Origin of the sequence: Oceanospirillum maris DSM 6286 (assembly GCF_000422865.1) — a bacterium.
Lineage (GTDB): Bacteria > Pseudomonadota > Gammaproteobacteria > Pseudomonadales > Halomonadaceae > Oceanospirillum > Oceanospirillum maris.
Genome location: NZ_AUGW01000025.1, coordinates 34332 through 51036 on the forward strand (window position 1 = coordinate 34332; position 16705 = coordinate 51036).

The window sequence follows — 16705 nt, forward strand, 5'->3', positions numbered from 1 at the left end:
ACGGAAGTGCCCATGGATCAACTCAAAGCGATGCGTTATTTTGTCAAGGTTGCCGAAACCGGCAGTTTTACGAAGGCCGCTCAACATTTTGATGTGCCGGCATCATCCTTATCCCGACGGGTGGCGGATCTAGAAAACCATCTTGGGGCGGTACTGCTTAAACGATCAACTCGCGTGGTGCGCCTCACCGAGATTGGTCGTGTTTATCAGCAACAGGTGCGGGATATTCTGGCGCGCTTATCCGCAACGGATGAGCTTGTGGGCAGCTACCAAAGTAAGCCCATGGGACAGTTAAAAATTAGTGCAACGGTCGGTTTTGGCGAAAGCTTGCTACTGCCCCTGATGGATGAATTTAGTCAACGTTACCCTGATGTGGTGCTGGATATTGAGTTAAGTGATGCACTTTCTGCCTTGGGTAGGGATGACGTGGATATTGCCATTCGGGGAGGCTATATACCGGATGAACGAGTCGTGGCCGTAAAATTAAAAGACAATCGTTTTATTCTTGCGGCTTCGCCCCATTACTTGGATCAACAGGGGATGCCCGCTGATGCATTAGCACTAAAACAACATAACGGCCTGCTGTACCGAGCACCACAGGGTATTTTACCCTGGTTAAGCTTCATCGAAGGTAAGTGGCAAGATGTATCACCACAGGCACTTGCGGTGAGTAATGCGGGGTCTTGGCTGATAGACAAAGCGATCAAGGGTCAGGGATTGATTATGTTACCTCGCTGGGCATTGCAGAAAGCGCTCGATCAAGGGTTACTGTTAGAAGTTACGCTGCCGTCACCGGTGGCGGTTTCTCGTAACGATACGTTAGGTATTTATCTGCTATACCCTCAAAATCGTTATCAAGTACCCAAAATTAAAGCAGCCGTTGACTTCCTTGTCGCTCGGCTAAGTTTGACCGTTAGTTAATTTGACCCGCTACAGCAAGAAATCACCGGTGGCATAATCCGGCAGTTGGCTTTCGTCAGGTACAGGGGTTGGGTTGCCATCGGCATCAAGGGCGACAAATTTAAATATAGCCTCGGTCACTTTTTCCCTAAGGCCAATTTTTCCACGCCGAACCCAAGCTTCAACATGGACTTTCATTGATGTACGACCCACCTCTACAACCTCGGTGTACACCCCCAATATATCACCAACTTTTACCGGTTTAATAAAGCTCATACCTTCTAATGAAGCGGTTACAACCCGCTCCTGCGCCCGTTGGCTTGCACATATTCCAGCGGCGATATCCATTTGAGATAAAACCCAGCCTCCAAAAATATCACCAGAAGGGTTCGTATCCGCAGGCATTGCAATGGTACGGGTCGTTAATCGACCACGAGTCTCTTTTGACATCTTAATTATTTCCGAGATGAAGGATGTTTTTGGATTATAACCTACCCTAGGCAGATTGACCTTTTGACGGCTAAAAAGAAACAAAAGAGGTCAAAAATAAAGCGTTAAGTATTCGTTAAGAAAGCAGAGGCAAGGTAGAGGCAAAGAGCTGGATCAAAAAGCGGAAGCCAGTCGGAAATTATTTGCCCATGTGATGACAACCTCAAACCACCGTTCTTACGCTTACTCTAAACATTGGGTTTCAATTTCATCCCACATAGGGGCGCACCGATATACCGCCGGAAAATTACCGTATTCCTTTGATTATTGATAGCCCTAACTTTATTCTACCTGAGCGAGATGAGCGTATGGCCTCTCAGATTGATGTTGCGCCAACGCTATTGAGTTTAATGGGAATTGAGCATGATTCTTGCTTGTTTGGGCAGAACCTACAGAATACGCCTCACTACAAACCTAGGGCATTTATGGCCAATTATCTGACCTTAGGTTATATGGAGTCTGGTTTGATAGTAGAGTTACGACCTAAACAACAAGTAAGGGTTGTTGAAGCTGAAAGCGGTACTGTTGTCGATCAATCTCAACCAGAGATTCAAGTAATGATTAATCGTGCTATTAGTTTTTACCAAGGCGCGTCAGATTATTTGCTACAGTACGGAGCAGCCGAGATGGGCCTTCCTAATAACATTAACTGAACACAGGTTTTAAAATGAAATTACGATTTTTTAATACAAGCTGGATGCTTGGTAACTGGATGTTCGGTAGTTTTTTATTTTTTGTCCTGTTATTTAGCCTCTGGCCTGAGCTGGACATACAGGTTTCACGATTATTTTTTGATCCTGAAACAGGGCGTTTCCCCGCCAATGACAACCTTGTTGTCAAGTTTGTGTACTGGCTTTTTAAAGTTATGCCAACGGTTATTGTGCCGTTATTATTGGGCTTATGCGGTATAAGTCTATTAAAAAAATGCCCCAGAACCTGTCGAAAAAACCGGCTGAACTATGCGTTTATGCTGATATTTCTATTATTAGGTCCAGGCTTAATTGTCCACACAGGGTTTAAAGATAACTGGGATCGGGCACGACCAAGAAACGTGGTTGAATTTGGCGGCAATCATCAGTTCACCCCCCCATTGGTTGTTAGTGATCAGTGTGATAAAAACTGCTCATTTACCAGTGGTCATGCGGCGATGGGGTTTGCTTTTATCGCTTTAGCTTGGGTGCTACAAAGCCGTTTATGGTTGGTTATTGGTTTAGGCTTAGGTCTGTTTGTCGGTGGAGTTAGAGTGATACAGGGTGGGCACTTCCTCAGTGATATTATCTTTGCCGGTTATATCTGTTACGGCACGGCTTGGCTCTTGGGGCGTTGGATTTTAAAGCGACCAGAGTTGGCGTTATCGAAAAAAGATACAAGTTAAATATGACTACTAACGACTAAAATAAGCGCCCGCTCTCACGGGCGCTGTCAATATTTTACACGAGACTTTTTACGCGAGTTTACGCGCGACTCTCTGCCTAAGTTTTCACTGACTAGAGCATAAGACCAACCATTACGGTAATTTTTTCCAGCCAATGTTGATCAGTCTCGTCAAAATCATTGAGACGGTCACTGTCAACATCCAAGACCCAGGCAACCTTGCCTTTGCTAAAAATAGGCAACACAATCTCAGACTTTGAGGCGCTAGAACAGGCGATATGTCCTGGAAATTCATCCACATTCGGCACAATCAAAGTTTTCCGCTGCTCTAATACCACGCCGCAAACCCCTTTACCTCTAGGAATACGTGTGCAAGCAACCGGCCCTTGAAATGGTCCTAAAACGAGCATATCCGGTGTTTCTGCACGATAAAATCCCACCCAGAAAAACCCCATACTCTCTTTTAATGCCGCACAAATATTAGCCAAATTAGCAATAACATCTGCTTCTGTGCTAACTAATGCTTCAATCTGAGGTAGTAGACTTTGATATTGCTGAGCCTTGCTACCTTTAATTACCGTGATATGTTCTGCCATTTTCTGATTTATCCTTACACATTGGCTTGTTACGTCTCGCTCCTTTAGCGCAAGCACCGCTATCGAAATATTCAGCTTTATGACAAAGATATTACGATAAAGGTCTTACGATAAAAGTCGTAGACAAAAATGAATACAGAATAGTGTTTGCTGCGTATATCGACAAGTATTTAGAAATGAATAACCGCGATTTGGAGTAATTCTATGCTATTGATAGGCCATGTTCTTTCATCTGACAGCCGCATTTTTTCTAGGCTGAACCGCTGGGCTTCCCTCTTTTTTAGCGGGGTATTGGTTAGCGGGGGATTGGCTAGCGGGGCGGCCTTTGCTGCTGATACCCCAGAAAAAACACCACCCCCTGATACACACTTTACCCCCGGCGAGATATTTAACTGGGATGCAAAAATATTTGAAGGAACAACACAGTATCGGCTTGTTTTAGAGGACGGAGAACAAGTGCTAAGGGCAAACAGCCAAGGAACTGCTTCAGGTCTTTTCTATGAAACCGAGATCGACTTGAATAAAACGCCCTACTTAAGCTGGCGCTGGAAGATTACCCAGCTACCCATGCTTGACAATGAATTAAAGAAAAATGGCGATGACTTTGCCGCCCGTATTTATATCGTGGTGAACGATGGCTGGACTTTTCTTTCAACTCAAGCGATCAGCTACGTTTGGTCAGCAAAGATTCCCGAAGGCCAACAGTGGCCAAACCCTTTTACCGGTAAAAGCGCCATGATGGTATCCGTGCGCCAGCAAGCGGCCGGTGATACTTGGTATACCGAGAATCGCAATTTAAAGGCCGACCTAAAACAACTATTCGGCAAAGATATCACCACGGTTAAAGCCGTTGCGGTAATGACCGATACCGACAATTCTAAAAGTAGTGCCGAAGCTTTTTATGGCAATCTAAGTTTTAGTGCCCAGTAATGGCTGCCATAGCAGAAAAGATCATCACGCTCGAAATAATGACACCGCAAATATCCTGACCAAGGCAAGGTTAATCAGCCTGTGAATTAAGCCGACTTCAGGCATAATAGCGAGTCATTTTAAGCGTTTGATTTGTAACGGGGATGACCTTGGAACTGCTAAATATTGATTGTTTGGGCCAATCGCTACGGCTAGAAGCTTCTATGGCGGGTTGGCAGATACTTTACTGGGGTGGGCAGCCCGTCGCCGGTAAAAATGCCGACGGTAATGCAGAGGGCGATTTTAACCTGCATTTTGAACTTAAGGATCAGAACAGCGGACAAGTGATCCCCTGTGAACTGGCCTTTAAGCTCCATTGGCAACCCTTCAGCTTTGAGTATCAGCTAACCGTTGCTGAGCAAACCTTGGCCAATGGCGAGCGAGACGTTAAAGATATTGAGCGCCAAACCCCAGAAGTAGCACCAAAAGTGACACGTAAACCGAGCACCATAGGTTTGCTCTCTTTAGGCTTTAAGCTATTAAAAAGCGCCAAGGTGATTAAAGTTGTCTTGGCCGGAGCCAGTCTTGCGGCTTATTCTTGGCTGTTTTCTCTGCCCTTTGCATTAAGCTTAATCGCCTGCCTCGTCGTACACGAGTACGGCCATATACGCGCTATGCAGCACTTCGGCATGAAAACCAAAGGCATCTACCTCATTCCATTTATGGGTGGCTTGGCCTTGGGTGATGCCAAAATCAACACCCGCTGGCAAGACGTGGTGATCTCTCTAATGGGGCCGTTTTTTGGTCTGGGTATGTCGCTGCTGGCTTTACTCGCCTACTGGATCACCGGCAATATTTTCTTTGCCGGTATCGCCGCATTTAATAGCTTACTGAACCTGTTCAACCTCTTACCCATTTTACCGTTGGATGGGGGCCATGTGCTGAAAAGTGTCAGTTTCTCCATGAACTCCATCGCAGGTCTGTTGCTGTGCGGTGCCGGAGCAGGCTTGGGCGTACTGATCAGCTACAGCTTTGGCCTAGCGTTACTTGGTTTTCTGCTACTGATCGGCACCGCAGAGATCTTCTTTGAATGGAAGCAACGCCATCAAAGTCATCTTTTGCCCTTGGATCGTTACGGCCAAATTTTCTCTGCGGTTTGGTATGTGATAACCGTCGCCGGTTTCTGTGCCGTTATTCTTTATCTGGCGGGAACTGGAGATGACCTATTGGCACTGCCGCTGAAGATTCTGAATTCGTGATTTAGAGCAGACGAGTTGCCTCCTGCCGGTATTCCGGCAGGAAGTGACGCAGGTTATTCCTCTGAGTAAACTGTTTATACGACCCCGTTTTAGTACCGTTTTGAGTAAAACAGATGGCCTACGAACCACCTTTTTCGATCTCCGCAACCACGCTCAATCTGATCGCTTCAATCAGTGAGCAGCTGGGACGCTTGTCTGCTTTGACTGAACAGGCACAGGCGTTGCGTTTACGCCGGGCAAATCAGATCCGCACAATTCAGGGTTCATTAGCGATTGAAGGCAACACCCTTACGGTTGAACAGATAACAGCGGTGTTAGAAGGTAAGCCGGTTATCGCGCCTCAGAAAGAAGTGCAGGAAGTTAAGAATGCCTTGGCGGTCTATGAACGGTTTGAGCACTGGTTACCCGGTCGGGAAGCGGACATGCTGGAAGCCCATCGTATTCTGATGATGGGGTTAGTCGATGGCGAGGGGAATTACCGCAGTGGCGGTGTTGGCGTGATGAGTGGCTCAGAGGTAATACACATGGCACCTCCGGCTAATCAGGTGCCAAGATTGATGTCGGATCTTTTTGCTTGGTTGGGTCGAACCGATCATCACCCCTTGATCGCCAGTGCTGTATTTCACTACGAGTTTGAGTTTATTCACCCCTTTGCAGATGGTAACGGGCGAATGGGGCGCTTGTGGCAAAGTCTTATTCTGGCCCGCTGGAATGCGCTGTTTGCTAACCTGCCAATTGAAAGCCTCGTGCATCAGCATCAGGCTGAATACTATCAGGCGATTGGGTCAAGCACTCAGGCTACGGATTGCGCTCCGTTTATTGAGTTTATGCTGCAGGTGATCGATGAAACTTTGAAAGAGCAGCTGAACCCGCAAGTTACCCCGCAAGTTACCCCGCAAGTTACCCCGCAAGTAGTGCTTGATATTCTGGGGCGTTATTCCGGCCTTGAAAGTTACTGCCTTAAGCCACGTTCAAGGCAGGAGTTGCAGGCGTTTTGTGGTTTAAAAGACAGGGAAAACTTCCGCAAAAGTGTTCTGAAACCGCTACTGGATGCGGGTTGGCTGTATCTGGAAATTCCCGATAAACCGAGAAGCTCGAAACAGAGATATTATTGCCAGTAACTTTGGCGAGATTGAATATGCAACAACCGATTTCCGGCTACCATACCGACGAAGAAGGCCATTGGGTGGCCCAACTGGCCTGCGGCCATAACCAGCATGTGCGGCACAATCCACCCTGGCAGGAACGGCCTTGGGTGATAACACCAGAAGGGCGAGCGAGTATGTTAGGCTCACAACTTGAGTGTAAGAAATGCGATCAGAGTGCGCCGAGGGATGAGCGGCCCTGAATCTTCTTGATTTTCCATTTCTACTGGCTCTCCATTCATATTAATAACAAGGAGCGTTTATGTCTGAGCAACAACCGTCGTCCGTTTCTGTGCAGGAACTAAACAGCAAACTCCAGCAAACCTTTGGCTTCCCCGCTTTTCGGGGTGGTCAGCAACAAACTGTTGAGCAGCTGTTAGCGGGGCACTCTTCGCTGGCGATCTTCCCCACCGGTTCCGGTAAATCCCTCTGTTATCAGTTTACGGCGCTGCAATTGCCACATCTGACCTTGGTGGTGTCGCCGCTGCTGGCGCTGATGAAAGATCAGCTGGAATTTCTGCACAGTAAAGGCATCGCGGCGGCCAGTATTGATTCCACCCTGACTAACGAAGAGCATCAGCAGGTGGTGCAGGATGCCCGTTCCGGTCGGCTGAAAATCCTGATGGTATCGGTGGAGCGTTTTAAGAATGAGCGCTTCCGTCAGTTTATCGAATCCGTGCCGATTTCTATGCTGGTAGTCGATGAGGCTCACTGCATCTCCGAATGGGGCCATAATTTTCGGCCTGATTACCTGAAACTGCCGGAATACTGCGCTCAATTAAATATTCCACTGGTGCTGCTGTTGACCGCCACCGCCACCCGTCGGGTGAAAAAGGATATGGCACTGAAGTTTGGTATCGCGCCGGAACATATTGTACAGACCGGCTTTTATCGCCCTAATCTTGACCTTAGCGTGCTGCCGTTGCGATCCGACAAGCAGCCGAAAGCGGCGCTAAAAGAAGTTATTGATCAGCAAGAAGGTGCAGGTATCGTTTACGTCACCCTACAACATACTGCTGAAGAGGTTGCCAGCTATTTAAGCCAGCAAGGTATTCAGGCCACTGCCTATCATGCGGGATTGCCCAACGATCAGCGCCAGCAGATTCAATCCGATTTTATGGCCGGTAGCATCCGTGTCGTTGTGGCCACCATCGCCTTTGGTATGGGTATTGATAAGTCTGATATCCGCTTTGTGGTGCACTATGATCTGCCGAAATCCATCGAGAACTACAGTCAGGAAATCGGTCGGGCAGGGCGGGATGGTCAGCCGTCTAATTGCATCACCCTGGCCAGTCTTGATGGTGTGCCGGTGCTGGAAAACTTTGTCTATGGCGATACGCCGCTGCATTCCGATATTCAGCGACTGATTCAGGCCATAGAGGAGGAGAGCTTTGTTGCCGGAAGCTCAGCCTCCCACTGGGAAGTGCAGCTGTATAGTCTTTCCAACCAAACCAACATTCGCCAACTGCCGCTGAAAACCCTGTTGGTGCAGCTGGAACTGATGGGCATTCTGGAACCGCTGCGTAGTTACTTTGCCGAGTACAAATACAAGTTTGTGGCTGATAAAGAGGCGATACTGGCAAAGTTTTCTGGTGAGCGTGCGTCTTTTCTGCAGGCCATATTTGCAAACACGGCATTTAAAAAAATCTGGGGTGTGCCGAATTTTGATTCTCTTTACCAGACTTATAATTCAGGGGCAGAGCGCCATAGAGTCATAGCGGCGCTGGACTACCTCCATGAACAGGGCTTGATCGAACTGTCCGCCTCCAGGATGACCGAAGTGTTTCGAGTGGATACCCACCGCCTAAAAAATGATGACCCTGTTGCCAAACTCTACGCTTATGTGACCGAGAAAGAGCAAAAAGAGATCGAGCGGATTGCAACTCTGCTTCGCTTCTTCCAGCTGGATCGCTGCCTGACTCACAACCTATCCCGTTATTTTGATGAAAATTCCAGCCCCAACGCCTGCGGCCATTGCTCTGTTTGTCGAGGGCAGGTTGCCCAGCTGAGCTATGTAAAGGAACCCCATTGGCCGGATCAAGCGCAGCTTAAAGCCAATGTGCAGGCATTTTTGCAGAAATTAAACGCAGATAGCCCTCTGGAATTAACCGAAGAAGAGAAATACACCCTCAGTGCTCGTTTTTTAGCCGGGCTGACTCAACCCATCTTTACCAAAATCAAAGCTCGCCAGATTAACGGCTTTGGTAGCTGCGAGTTGCTCAGGTATCGGGATATTGAGGCTTTTTTAACGGCATAGTATTAGGGCTAATCTAATATCGCTAAATAGACAGTCAATAAAGCCAGATTCTAAGATCTGGCTGTTCCCTTAATGGCTGGTAGCGATTGAACGGCGGAACAGCGCCAGACTGGCGCTGAAAAATATTCCCCCTAAACCGGTAATAATGAGCAGTTGCGGCCAGATAATACTCAGGTCTGCACCACGGAAAACAACCGCTTGGGCAAAGGACATATAGTGACGTGAAGGCAATAGCCATGTCATCGGCTGTATGATTTCAGGTTGGCTTTCTACGGGTGTTAAGCCGCCGGAAAGCATGGTGATGGGGACAATCACCATAATCATCAATAGAGCAAATTGTGCCATGGTGCGGGCGATCGTACCCAAAAAGATCCCGATAGCGGCGGCGGCCAGCAGATAGAGCGTTGTACCGCTCAACAATAACACCCGAGAGCCACTAATGGGCACATCCAGGATAGTTTCCACCACAAGCTGCATGGATAGGGTGAAGGCCACCAAAATAATTAAGCCATTAGCCCAAACCTTAGACATCACAATCTGAAATGAATTAAGTGGCATCACAAGCAAATGCTCGATAGTGCCGTGCTCCCGCTCCCGCAGCAGTGCTGCCCCGGTCAGGATAATCGTAATCAGTGAGATCTGGTTGATCAGGGCGTTCATCGCCCCAAACCACATGCCGGTACCATTGGGATTAAACGCTCGCCGCTGTACCTGTGTCACGGGATAGGGCGTTGTTTTATCTGAACGATTGATAAAGTGGTTAACCTCATCCACGATGATATTCTGAATATACTGATTACCAAGAGCCGCTTGGGTGACTGCGGTGGCATCAATATTAATCTTTACGCTGGGTTGACGGCCTTTACGTACATCCTCTTCAAATTGCGGCGGGATTTCGATCACAAACATAAAGTGATCCAGATCCATACTTTGATCAACCTGATTAGGCGCAATTAGTTCTGGCGCTTTAAAATAGGGCGGATACAGCGCGTTGGCTATGGCCCGTGATAACGTAGAGTGATCTTCATCCACAATAGCAACGGAGGCATTATTAACCGACTCGCTGGTCGCTGTTGCCTGGGAGTATATGGCGAGGCTGAATGAATAGAGAATCAGCACGACCATCACAATATCACTGAAAACGCTGCGCAACTCCTTAGTGCCAAGCCAGAAAATATTAATCCAAGCTTTCATTGCTTAAGCCTCCTGCTTTTTCAGAAATGCGGCGGTTATGGCGATTAAAATAGGCCCGAATAATGAGAGTACAAGGATATCTCCGATCAGATCTGTAAACCCAAGCCCTTTAGTAAAAGCGGCAACACTGAGGTGCATATAGTAGCTTGCAGGCCATAACAGGCCGATAATATGACCGCCCCCTTCCATGGTTGAGGTTGGCTGTACGAGACCCGAAAAATTGATCGTCGGCATAATCAGCAAAATAGCGGTGGCAAATACCGCCGCGACCTGTGATTTGGTTAACGTAGAGACCAGCAGGCCAAAACTGGTGGATGTGAAAACATAGAGCAGGGCTCCTAATGCCAACCCCCAAAAGCTGCCCTTTAAAGGAACATCGAGCAGAAAGACCACCAGCAAGGTTAAGGTAACAAAGTTAACCATACCGATGCCGATATAGGGCAGCTGTTTGCCGATAAGAAATTCCAGTCGCCTGGTTGGGGTAACATAAAAATTGGTAATAGTACCGATCTCTTTTTCCCGAGCCATACTGACCGCCATCAGAATGGCCGGAAACAGCAACAACAGTACGGCAGGGGCTTTTGGTCCAATGGAGTAAATAGTCTCAAAGGTTGGATTATAGCGGTAGCGCGGCTCTAAGGTTACTTTGGATACGGCGCTAGCATCCACACCGGCATTGGCGGCCAGTTCCGACAGATAGTTAATATGGGCACCACTGACATAGCCGGAAATAGTATTCGCCCGAGTGGTGTTCGCACCATCAATCCACGCTGAGATTTCCGGTGTTTCCCCTTTTTTCAGGCTTCTGCCAAAACCCGGCGGAATCTCTACTGCCAGAGTAATATCGCCTGATTTCAGCCCCTGATCGAGTGCCTCTTTGCTGTGCAGATCCGGCTGTTTGTTAAAATATCGGGAGCCTTCAAAATTGCTGAGATAGTCGCGGCTTGCAGGGGTTTGATCATGGTCAAGGGCTGCATAGTTGAGGTTCTCAACATCCAGTGATATTCCGTAGGCGATAACAATCAGCAGCAGTGCACTACCGAGAAAAGCAAAGCCCATACGCACAGGGTCACGGATCACCTCCATGATTTCACGATAACTATAGGCCAGCAGTCGACTCACGCTGAAACGGTGCAGCTTAGCCTTTTTGGGTTCTTCCGTGGTTTCCGCAACAGCTGAAAGAGCGCTTTGATCAAGGGGAGCTTGTTGCTGTTTCTCTTGTTTTTGTGCGCCTTGCTTCTCTTTCTCTTTTTTATGAACGTCTTGTTTCTGCTCTTGCTCACTGATGGCATCTTCCAGATAGCCAATAAAAGCCTCTTCTAAAGAATCTGCGCCTTTCGCTGCAACCAGATGCTGAGGTTTATCATAGACCAGTACCTGACCGGCATGCATCAGTGAAATACGATCACAGCGCAGGGCCTCATTCATAAAGTGGGTAGAGATAAAAATGGTCACTTTGTCCTGACGGGACAGCTCCACCAATAACTGCCAGAATCCATCCCGAGCAACGGGGTCAACACCTGAAGTGGGTTCATCAAGGATCAACATCTCCGGCTCATGGATCACAGCTACCGCTAAAGAAAGGCGCTGGCGCATCCCTAAGGGTAGAGATGAGGCCAGAGCATCCAAATGCTCTGCCAAGCTAAAACGCTCAACCAAGGTATTGATGCGCTCTAGGGTTTTCTCCGGTGTTAAATGGAATAAGCGGGCGTGTAGCTTTAGGTTTTGTGCTACGGTTAGTTCGCCGTAAAGGGAGAAGGCTTGGGTCATAAAGCCCACCCGTTTACGGGTTTCTAAATCACCGGCATCCACGGGCTTACCGAACAAAAATGCCTCACCTTCAGAGACGGGTAATAGGCCGGTGAGCATCTTCATGGTGGTGGTTTTTCCGCAGCCGTTTGAGCCAAGAAAGCCAAAGATCTCTCCCGCCTGAATCTCAAAACTCACATTATCGACGGCGGTGAAACTGCCAAAACGCCGGGTCAGCCCTTTAGCGACAATAGCAGGGGTTGCCTCACTCTGTTCTAAAGGTGGGATCACCAGCTCGGTGATATCACCGCGTTTCTCTTTCGGTAACAGACGCACAAAGGCGGTTTCCAGATCTTCAGCACCGGTTCGGGCCTTAAGGGCTTCAGGGGTGCCTGTATCCAGCACACGCCCGGCATCCATAGCAACCAGCCAATCAAAGCCCTCCGCCTCATCCATATAGGCGGTGGAGACCAAAACGCTCATGCTGGGGCGTTCCTGGCGGATCGTAGCGATTAACTGCCAAAACTGACGCCGTGAAAGCGGGTCAACGCCAGTGGTTGGCTCATCCAGGATCAGCAGATCGGGATCATGAATAAGAGAGCAGCAAAGCCCTAGCTTCTGTTTCATACCGCCGGATAATTTACCGGCTGGTCGCGACAGAAAGCCATGCAGTCCTGTCGCTTTTGTTAGTCGATTGATGCGGGCACGGCGCTCGGCAGAGCTTTGGCCAAATAGCTTGCCAAAAAAGTCCAGATTTTCTTCAACACTGAGTTCTGCGTAAAGGTTTTTGCCAAGTCCCTGAGGCATATAGGCGATACTCGGGCCGATCATGTTACGGTGCGCCGCAGAGGCCATATCGCCACCCAGCACCTCAAGATGACCTTGTTGCAGTTTGCGAGCCCCTGAAATAAGCCCCATCAGTGTTGATTTACCAACACCATCAGGCCCGAGTAAGCCAACCATCAAACCTGAAGGAATATCCAGCGTTATATCATCAACCGCATGTATCTTCTTATAGGTATGAGTCACACCCTGAATACGTGCGATCAGTCGGTTTTGTTCAGCCATCGTTATCCCTAAACCACAAGTCGTTATGCCCTAAAACCTAAACCATGGATAGTTATGCCCTACCATGAATAGTTGAATCCCCAGCCATAGGCCGTTTCGTTATCAATGACGGTATCTATGGGCTGTTAATGAGTGTTAGCTGAATGAACGGTTGAAGGTAGTTTCTGCAAAAAATCTGGCCATGGTTCAGGCGCTTCACCGGACAAGGGTGATAAGCGAATATAGGCCATACCTCGTATCCCTGTTTTAACGCGATCAATGTAGGCCATCACCAGTTCTTCTGGTACACGCACTTTAACGCGGAACATCAGTTTTTCACGCTCGCTGGCCGTTTCAACCTCTTTCGGGGTAAATTGGGATTCAGGGGACACAAAACTAACGGTAGCGGGAATGGCTATATCCAAAATATCCAACTTAACCCGAGCCTCGGCACCGATAGCAACACGGTGGGCTTGAGAGGAAGGCAGAAAGGTTTCCATATAAATATCGGTGAGATTAACCAGGGTTAATACTTTACCGCCATTGCCGAGAACCTCTCCAGACTCCGACAGACGATACAAGACACGGCCAAGGCTTGGGGCAACTAAGGTGGCATCGTCGATCTGGGATTGAATACCCTGTGCAACGGCTTGAGCCGCATCAACACTACGCTGACGAGCAACCAGCATTGCCTCAGAGGCCTTAAGATTGGCTTTAGCAACAGCAACTTCACTGGTGCGTATATCGTAGGTTTCTTTGCTGGCATGGCCTTTTTTGAGTAGCTCCTGAACACGGCGCAACTCTTGCTGTGCCAAAATAAGCTTAGCCTTAGCCTGTGCAATAGAGGCTTCTGCGGCAGCAACTTGACTTTCTGCACCGGCAATCTCAGCTTCAGCTCTTAATTGTTCCGCCATCAATTGGGTGGTATCAATCGTAGCAACGACCTGACCTGGCTTAACAAGATCACCTTCTTTCACCAAAACAGAGGCGACACGCCCAGCTATTTTTGTTGAAACATCGATTTGCACCGCTTCAATTCGCCCATTACCTGAGGCGATACTGACCGGTAGTGCGGGTTCTTGAAAGGATTGCCATAGCACCCAGCCACCGGCGGCGACCAGTATTAAAATCACGCCCGTTATTGCTCGTTTCACGTTTTTCTCCCTGTTGAATATTTGTCAGCGGATGACGGTTCTTAGTCTGGATGTTTCATTATTAGGGGAGGCGCGTTGGTCTGTCGGCAGTCTGCCATCGTATGTACGGTGGTATTATATGTCGCTTAATAGAGAAAAACGCTAACCACTCCTATTCCCTGAAAGGCTGAAAGCATTCCCTGAGAGGCTGAAAGGCTCCGGTTGTATTGCTTTTCTTCGAAAAATAACCGTGTCGCTTCAAGTCATTGTTCTTTAAAACTAATTTAGTATAAACGAATAACCAAGTATTTCATCTGCCTAAAGAAGTATCTGCGCGAATTTCTTATTTATATTTATGCGTAAAGCAGCTGAATGATCGATTTATCTGATTTGCAAGGTGGATTATATTGGCTCGCTGTTTTTTTACCGCGCTCTATTCTTTAACCTGCTCTTTCTATTTCTATTCTTTAAAGGGTAGCATTTCACGGGCCTGCTCTGCATACTGCTGAACATGCCTTGCTTCTTCCTCCACAAAATCCCGTATCGCATCATCAAAGCCCGATTCCACTAGCCAGTGGGTTGACCCCGTGAGTATAGGGTGAAAACCGCGGCTGATTTTATGCTCGCCCTGGGTGCCGGGGTCAAAATGACGAAGACCTTTTTCTAAGCAATATTCAATACCTTGGTAGTAACAGGCTTCAAAATGCAGGCTGTTAGCGTCTACCTTACTGCCCCAGTAACGGCCATATAAGCTGGTTTTATCATGCAAGAACAAAGCTGCTGCCACCGGCGTATTGGACATCTCTTCATAGGCGATAACCAACATTAGCTGTTCTGACATCTCTTGAATCAGCTGCTGAAAAAAGGCTCGATTAAGATAGCCCTGCCGCCCTCGCTGCAAGTAAGTAAGGTGGTAACAGTGATAGAAATGTTCCAACTGCTCGGGGGTAATATCACCGCCCTCTATGCGTCTTAGGGTTAGGCCTTGTTGAGCGACCTTACGCCGCTCCTGTTTTACATTTTTACGCTTTTTAGCGCTGAAACTACCCAGAAAATCATCGAATGTTTGCCAATGTTCGGTATTAAACCAATGAAATTGACACGTCAGCCGGGTATGAAGTTGCTGTTGCTCAACCAGGGATAGCTCATCATTCTGCGGAAAAAGTAGATGCCAGCTAGATGCACCCAATCGTTTGGCTTCGGTCTTTATTGCGGTAACGATTAAAGGCATTAGATCTGCTTTTTGATAACCAGCTTTTACCAGTAGGCGCTCCCCCTGACTGGGGGTGTAAGGGATCGCTGTCACCAATTTCGGATAATAGGTTAAACCGTAGCGCTGGTAGGCTTCAGCCCAAGACCAATCAAAGACATATTCGCCATAGGAGTGGCTTTTAATATACAGCGGCATAAAGGCGATCAATGAACCATCATCGTTGATAACCAGATGATGGGGCTGCCAACCACCTTTCTCACTGGCGACACCGGAACACTCCAAAGCTCGCAAAAATGACTGCCGGATAAAGGGGTTGTTATCACGGTTGCTCAGTTGCTGAAACTGTTGCTCAGAGATCTGGCTGATCTGGTTGATAAAGCGAATCTGCATGGCGTTTTCCAAGGCGTTATGATGACGAACTTGAGTCTGGCACCGTTTAGCGCTTAAACCGAGTACCGCGTTGTACAAAGACTTAATCGTACAAGGAATTAATTGTACAAAGACTTAATTATTTAACGGATAGCGCGTAATTCTCCTTCCAAAACTAACGAGCCTAGGCGAGATATTTTGGTGGGAGATGGATAGCGCGGCCAACGTCAAGTTGGCCTATCTTGATTCTCAATATACTCTCTAAGCACTTCAACTGGCGCTCCGCCTGCAGTCAGCAGGCAGTAAGCTCGACTCCAGAGCACTGGCTTCCAATAATACTCTTTTAGGTGCTCCGAAAACTCCTTCCTAATCCTTCGGCTTGTGACCGTCTTTAGGCTGTTGACCAGCTTAGATGGCTGAATCGTTGGGTTTAGCGCAAGTAAAAGATGGATATGGTCGGATTCACCGCCAAACTCAAGCAACTCAATGTCCCATTTAGCGCAAAGCTCATTAGAGATAGCTTCCAATCGCTTAAGCATTTCATCCGTGAAGCATTTTCTTCTATATTTTGAGACTAATACCAAATGGTATTTCATATCATAAACGCAGTGATAGTGTGACTTCATTGGATTTACACCAATAATATTTTTTGCTAAATTATCACTTATGAGAAATACCTGCCATACAAAAACATTGAAGGTTAGAGTTCGTGATAAGCACGCCAAAGTGCTAAGGACTTGGGCTTTTTCTGTGAATCAGGTATGGAATTATTGCAATGAGCTGAGCCATCGCAGTATCAAGGAACGCCAGACCTGGCTGTCCGGCTACGACCTGCAGGATTACACCAAAGGTTCAGCTAAAGAACTGGGGCTTAATTCTGCTACGGTTCAAATGATCGGTCATGAATACGTCACCCGAAGAAAACAGTTCAAAAAACCCCGCCTGAACTGGCGTAAGTCTGGCGGTGTGCGCCGCTCTTTAGGCTGGATACCTCTACGGAAAGACTGTATCGGTTTCAAAAATGGCGGCATCTATCATAACCGGCAATACTTCAAAATCTGGGACAGTTAC

Annotated in this window: 16 protein-coding genes; 9 read left to right on the top strand and 7 right to left on the bottom strand. The window is 47.7% G+C overall.

All coding sequences use genetic code 11. The features are described 5' to 3' along the window. Positions 1-12 precede the first annotated feature (12 nt). Complete coding sequence (locus tag G517_RS0110605) at positions 13-921, top strand: LysR family transcriptional regulator (protein WP_028304390.1); 909 nt, start codon at positions 13-15, stop codon at positions 919-921. Between the two features lie 9 nt (positions 922-930). Here the strand turns inward: G517_RS0110605 and G517_RS0110610 are convergent, their stop codons facing one another. Beyond that, complete coding sequence (locus G517_RS0110610) at positions 931-1350, bottom strand: acyl-CoA thioesterase (RefSeq protein ID WP_028304391.1); 420 nt, start codon at positions 1348-1350, stop codon at positions 931-933. Positions 1351-1649: 299 nt separating this feature from the next. Here G517_RS0110610 and G517_RS0110615 point away from each other — a divergent pair, with 299 nt between their 5' ends. Together G517_RS0110615 and G517_RS0110620 are read left to right on the top strand one after the other, a co-directional pair. Beyond that, the gene (locus tag G517_RS0110615) at positions 1650-2042 is read left to right on the top strand and encodes a hypothetical protein (RefSeq protein WP_028304392.1); all 393 of its coding nucleotides are present in this window, start codon (positions 1650-1652) and stop codon (positions 2040-2042) included. A 14-nt stretch (positions 2043-2056) separates the two neighbouring features. Then, positions 2057-2764 carry a phosphatase PAP2 family protein gene (locus G517_RS0110620; protein WP_051206303.1) on the top strand — a complete coding sequence of 236 codons (708 nt, stop codon included), beginning with the start codon at positions 2057-2059 and terminating at the stop codon, positions 2762-2764. Between the two features lie 112 nt (positions 2765-2876). Here G517_RS0110620 and G517_RS0110625 read toward each other — a convergent pair whose 3' ends face one another. Continuing rightward, complete coding sequence (locus G517_RS0110625; RefSeq protein ID WP_028304394.1) at positions 2877-3359, bottom strand: GAF domain-containing protein; 483 nt, start codon at positions 3357-3359, stop codon at positions 2877-2879. Between the two features lie 204 nt (positions 3360-3563). Between G517_RS0110625 and G517_RS0110630 the strand changes: the two genes are divergently transcribed. The 5 genes from G517_RS0110630 to G517_RS0110650 all read left to right on the top strand — a co-directional run bounded on the left by G517_RS0110630 (position 3564) and on the right by G517_RS0110650 (position 8929). Next, positions 3564-4289 carry a DUF3047 domain-containing protein gene (locus tag G517_RS0110630; RefSeq protein WP_084632167.1) on the top strand — a complete coding sequence of 242 codons (726 nt, stop codon included), beginning with the start codon at positions 3564-3566 and terminating at the stop codon, positions 4287-4289. A gap of 143 nt (positions 4290-4432) precedes the next feature. After that, positions 4433-5527 (top strand): site-2 protease family protein, encoded by a 1095-nt coding sequence (locus G517_RS0110635; protein ID WP_245543234.1) that lies wholly within the window; start codon positions 4433-4435, stop codon positions 5525-5527. A 113-nt stretch (positions 5528-5640) separates the two neighbouring features. Further along, positions 5641-6648, top strand: coding sequence for a Fic family protein (locus tag G517_RS0110640; RefSeq protein WP_028304397.1), 1008 nt, complete (start codon positions 5641-5643; stop codon positions 6646-6648). 17 nt (positions 6649-6665) lie between these two features. Further along, a complete protein-coding gene (locus tag G517_RS20515) occupies positions 6666-6875 on the top strand; it encodes a DUF3565 domain-containing protein (RefSeq protein WP_084632168.1) in 210 nt (69 codons plus the stop codon). A 59-nt stretch (positions 6876-6934) separates the two neighbouring features. After that, positions 6935-8929 carry a RecQ family ATP-dependent DNA helicase gene (locus G517_RS0110650; RefSeq protein ID WP_051206304.1) on the top strand — a complete coding sequence of 665 codons (1995 nt, stop codon included), beginning with the start codon at positions 6935-6937 and terminating at the stop codon, positions 8927-8929. 69 nt (positions 8930-8998) lie between these two features. Here G517_RS0110650 and G517_RS0110655 read toward each other — a convergent pair whose 3' ends face one another. The 5 genes from G517_RS0110655 to tnpA all read right to left on the bottom strand — a co-directional run bounded on the left by G517_RS0110655 (position 8999) and on the right by tnpA (position 16260). Continuing rightward, entirely contained in the window at positions 8999-10123 is a 1125-nt protein-coding gene (locus tag G517_RS0110655; RefSeq protein WP_028304399.1) for an ABC transporter permease, read from the bottom strand. Between the two features lie 3 nt (positions 10124-10126). Further along, complete coding sequence (gene rbbA, locus G517_RS0110660; RefSeq protein ID WP_028304400.1) at positions 10127-12940, bottom strand: ribosome-associated ATPase/putative transporter RbbA; 2814 nt, start codon at positions 12938-12940, stop codon at positions 10127-10129. Positions 12941-13065: 125 nt separating this feature from the next. Further along, a complete protein-coding gene (locus G517_RS0110665) occupies positions 13066-14073 on the bottom strand; it encodes an HlyD family secretion protein (RefSeq protein WP_028304401.1) in 1008 nt (335 codons plus the stop codon). 439 nt (positions 14074-14512) lie between these two features. Beyond that, on the bottom strand, positions 14513-15655 hold the full coding sequence (locus tag G517_RS0110670; RefSeq protein WP_028304402.1) for a GNAT family N-acetyltransferase: 1143 nt from the start codon (positions 15653-15655) through the stop codon (positions 14513-14515). A 206-nt stretch (positions 15656-15861) separates the two neighbouring features. After that, positions 15862-16260: an IS200/IS605 family transposase gene (tnpA, locus tag G517_RS0110675; RefSeq protein WP_084632169.1), complete on the bottom strand. Its 399-nt coding sequence runs from the start codon at positions 16258-16260 to the stop codon at positions 15862-15864. Positions 16261-16384: 124 nt separating this feature from the next. Here tnpA and G517_RS18745 point away from each other — a divergent pair. After that, a partial coding sequence (locus G517_RS18745; protein WP_028304404.1) for a hypothetical protein occupies positions 16385-16705 on the top strand: 321 nt, incomplete at its 3' end.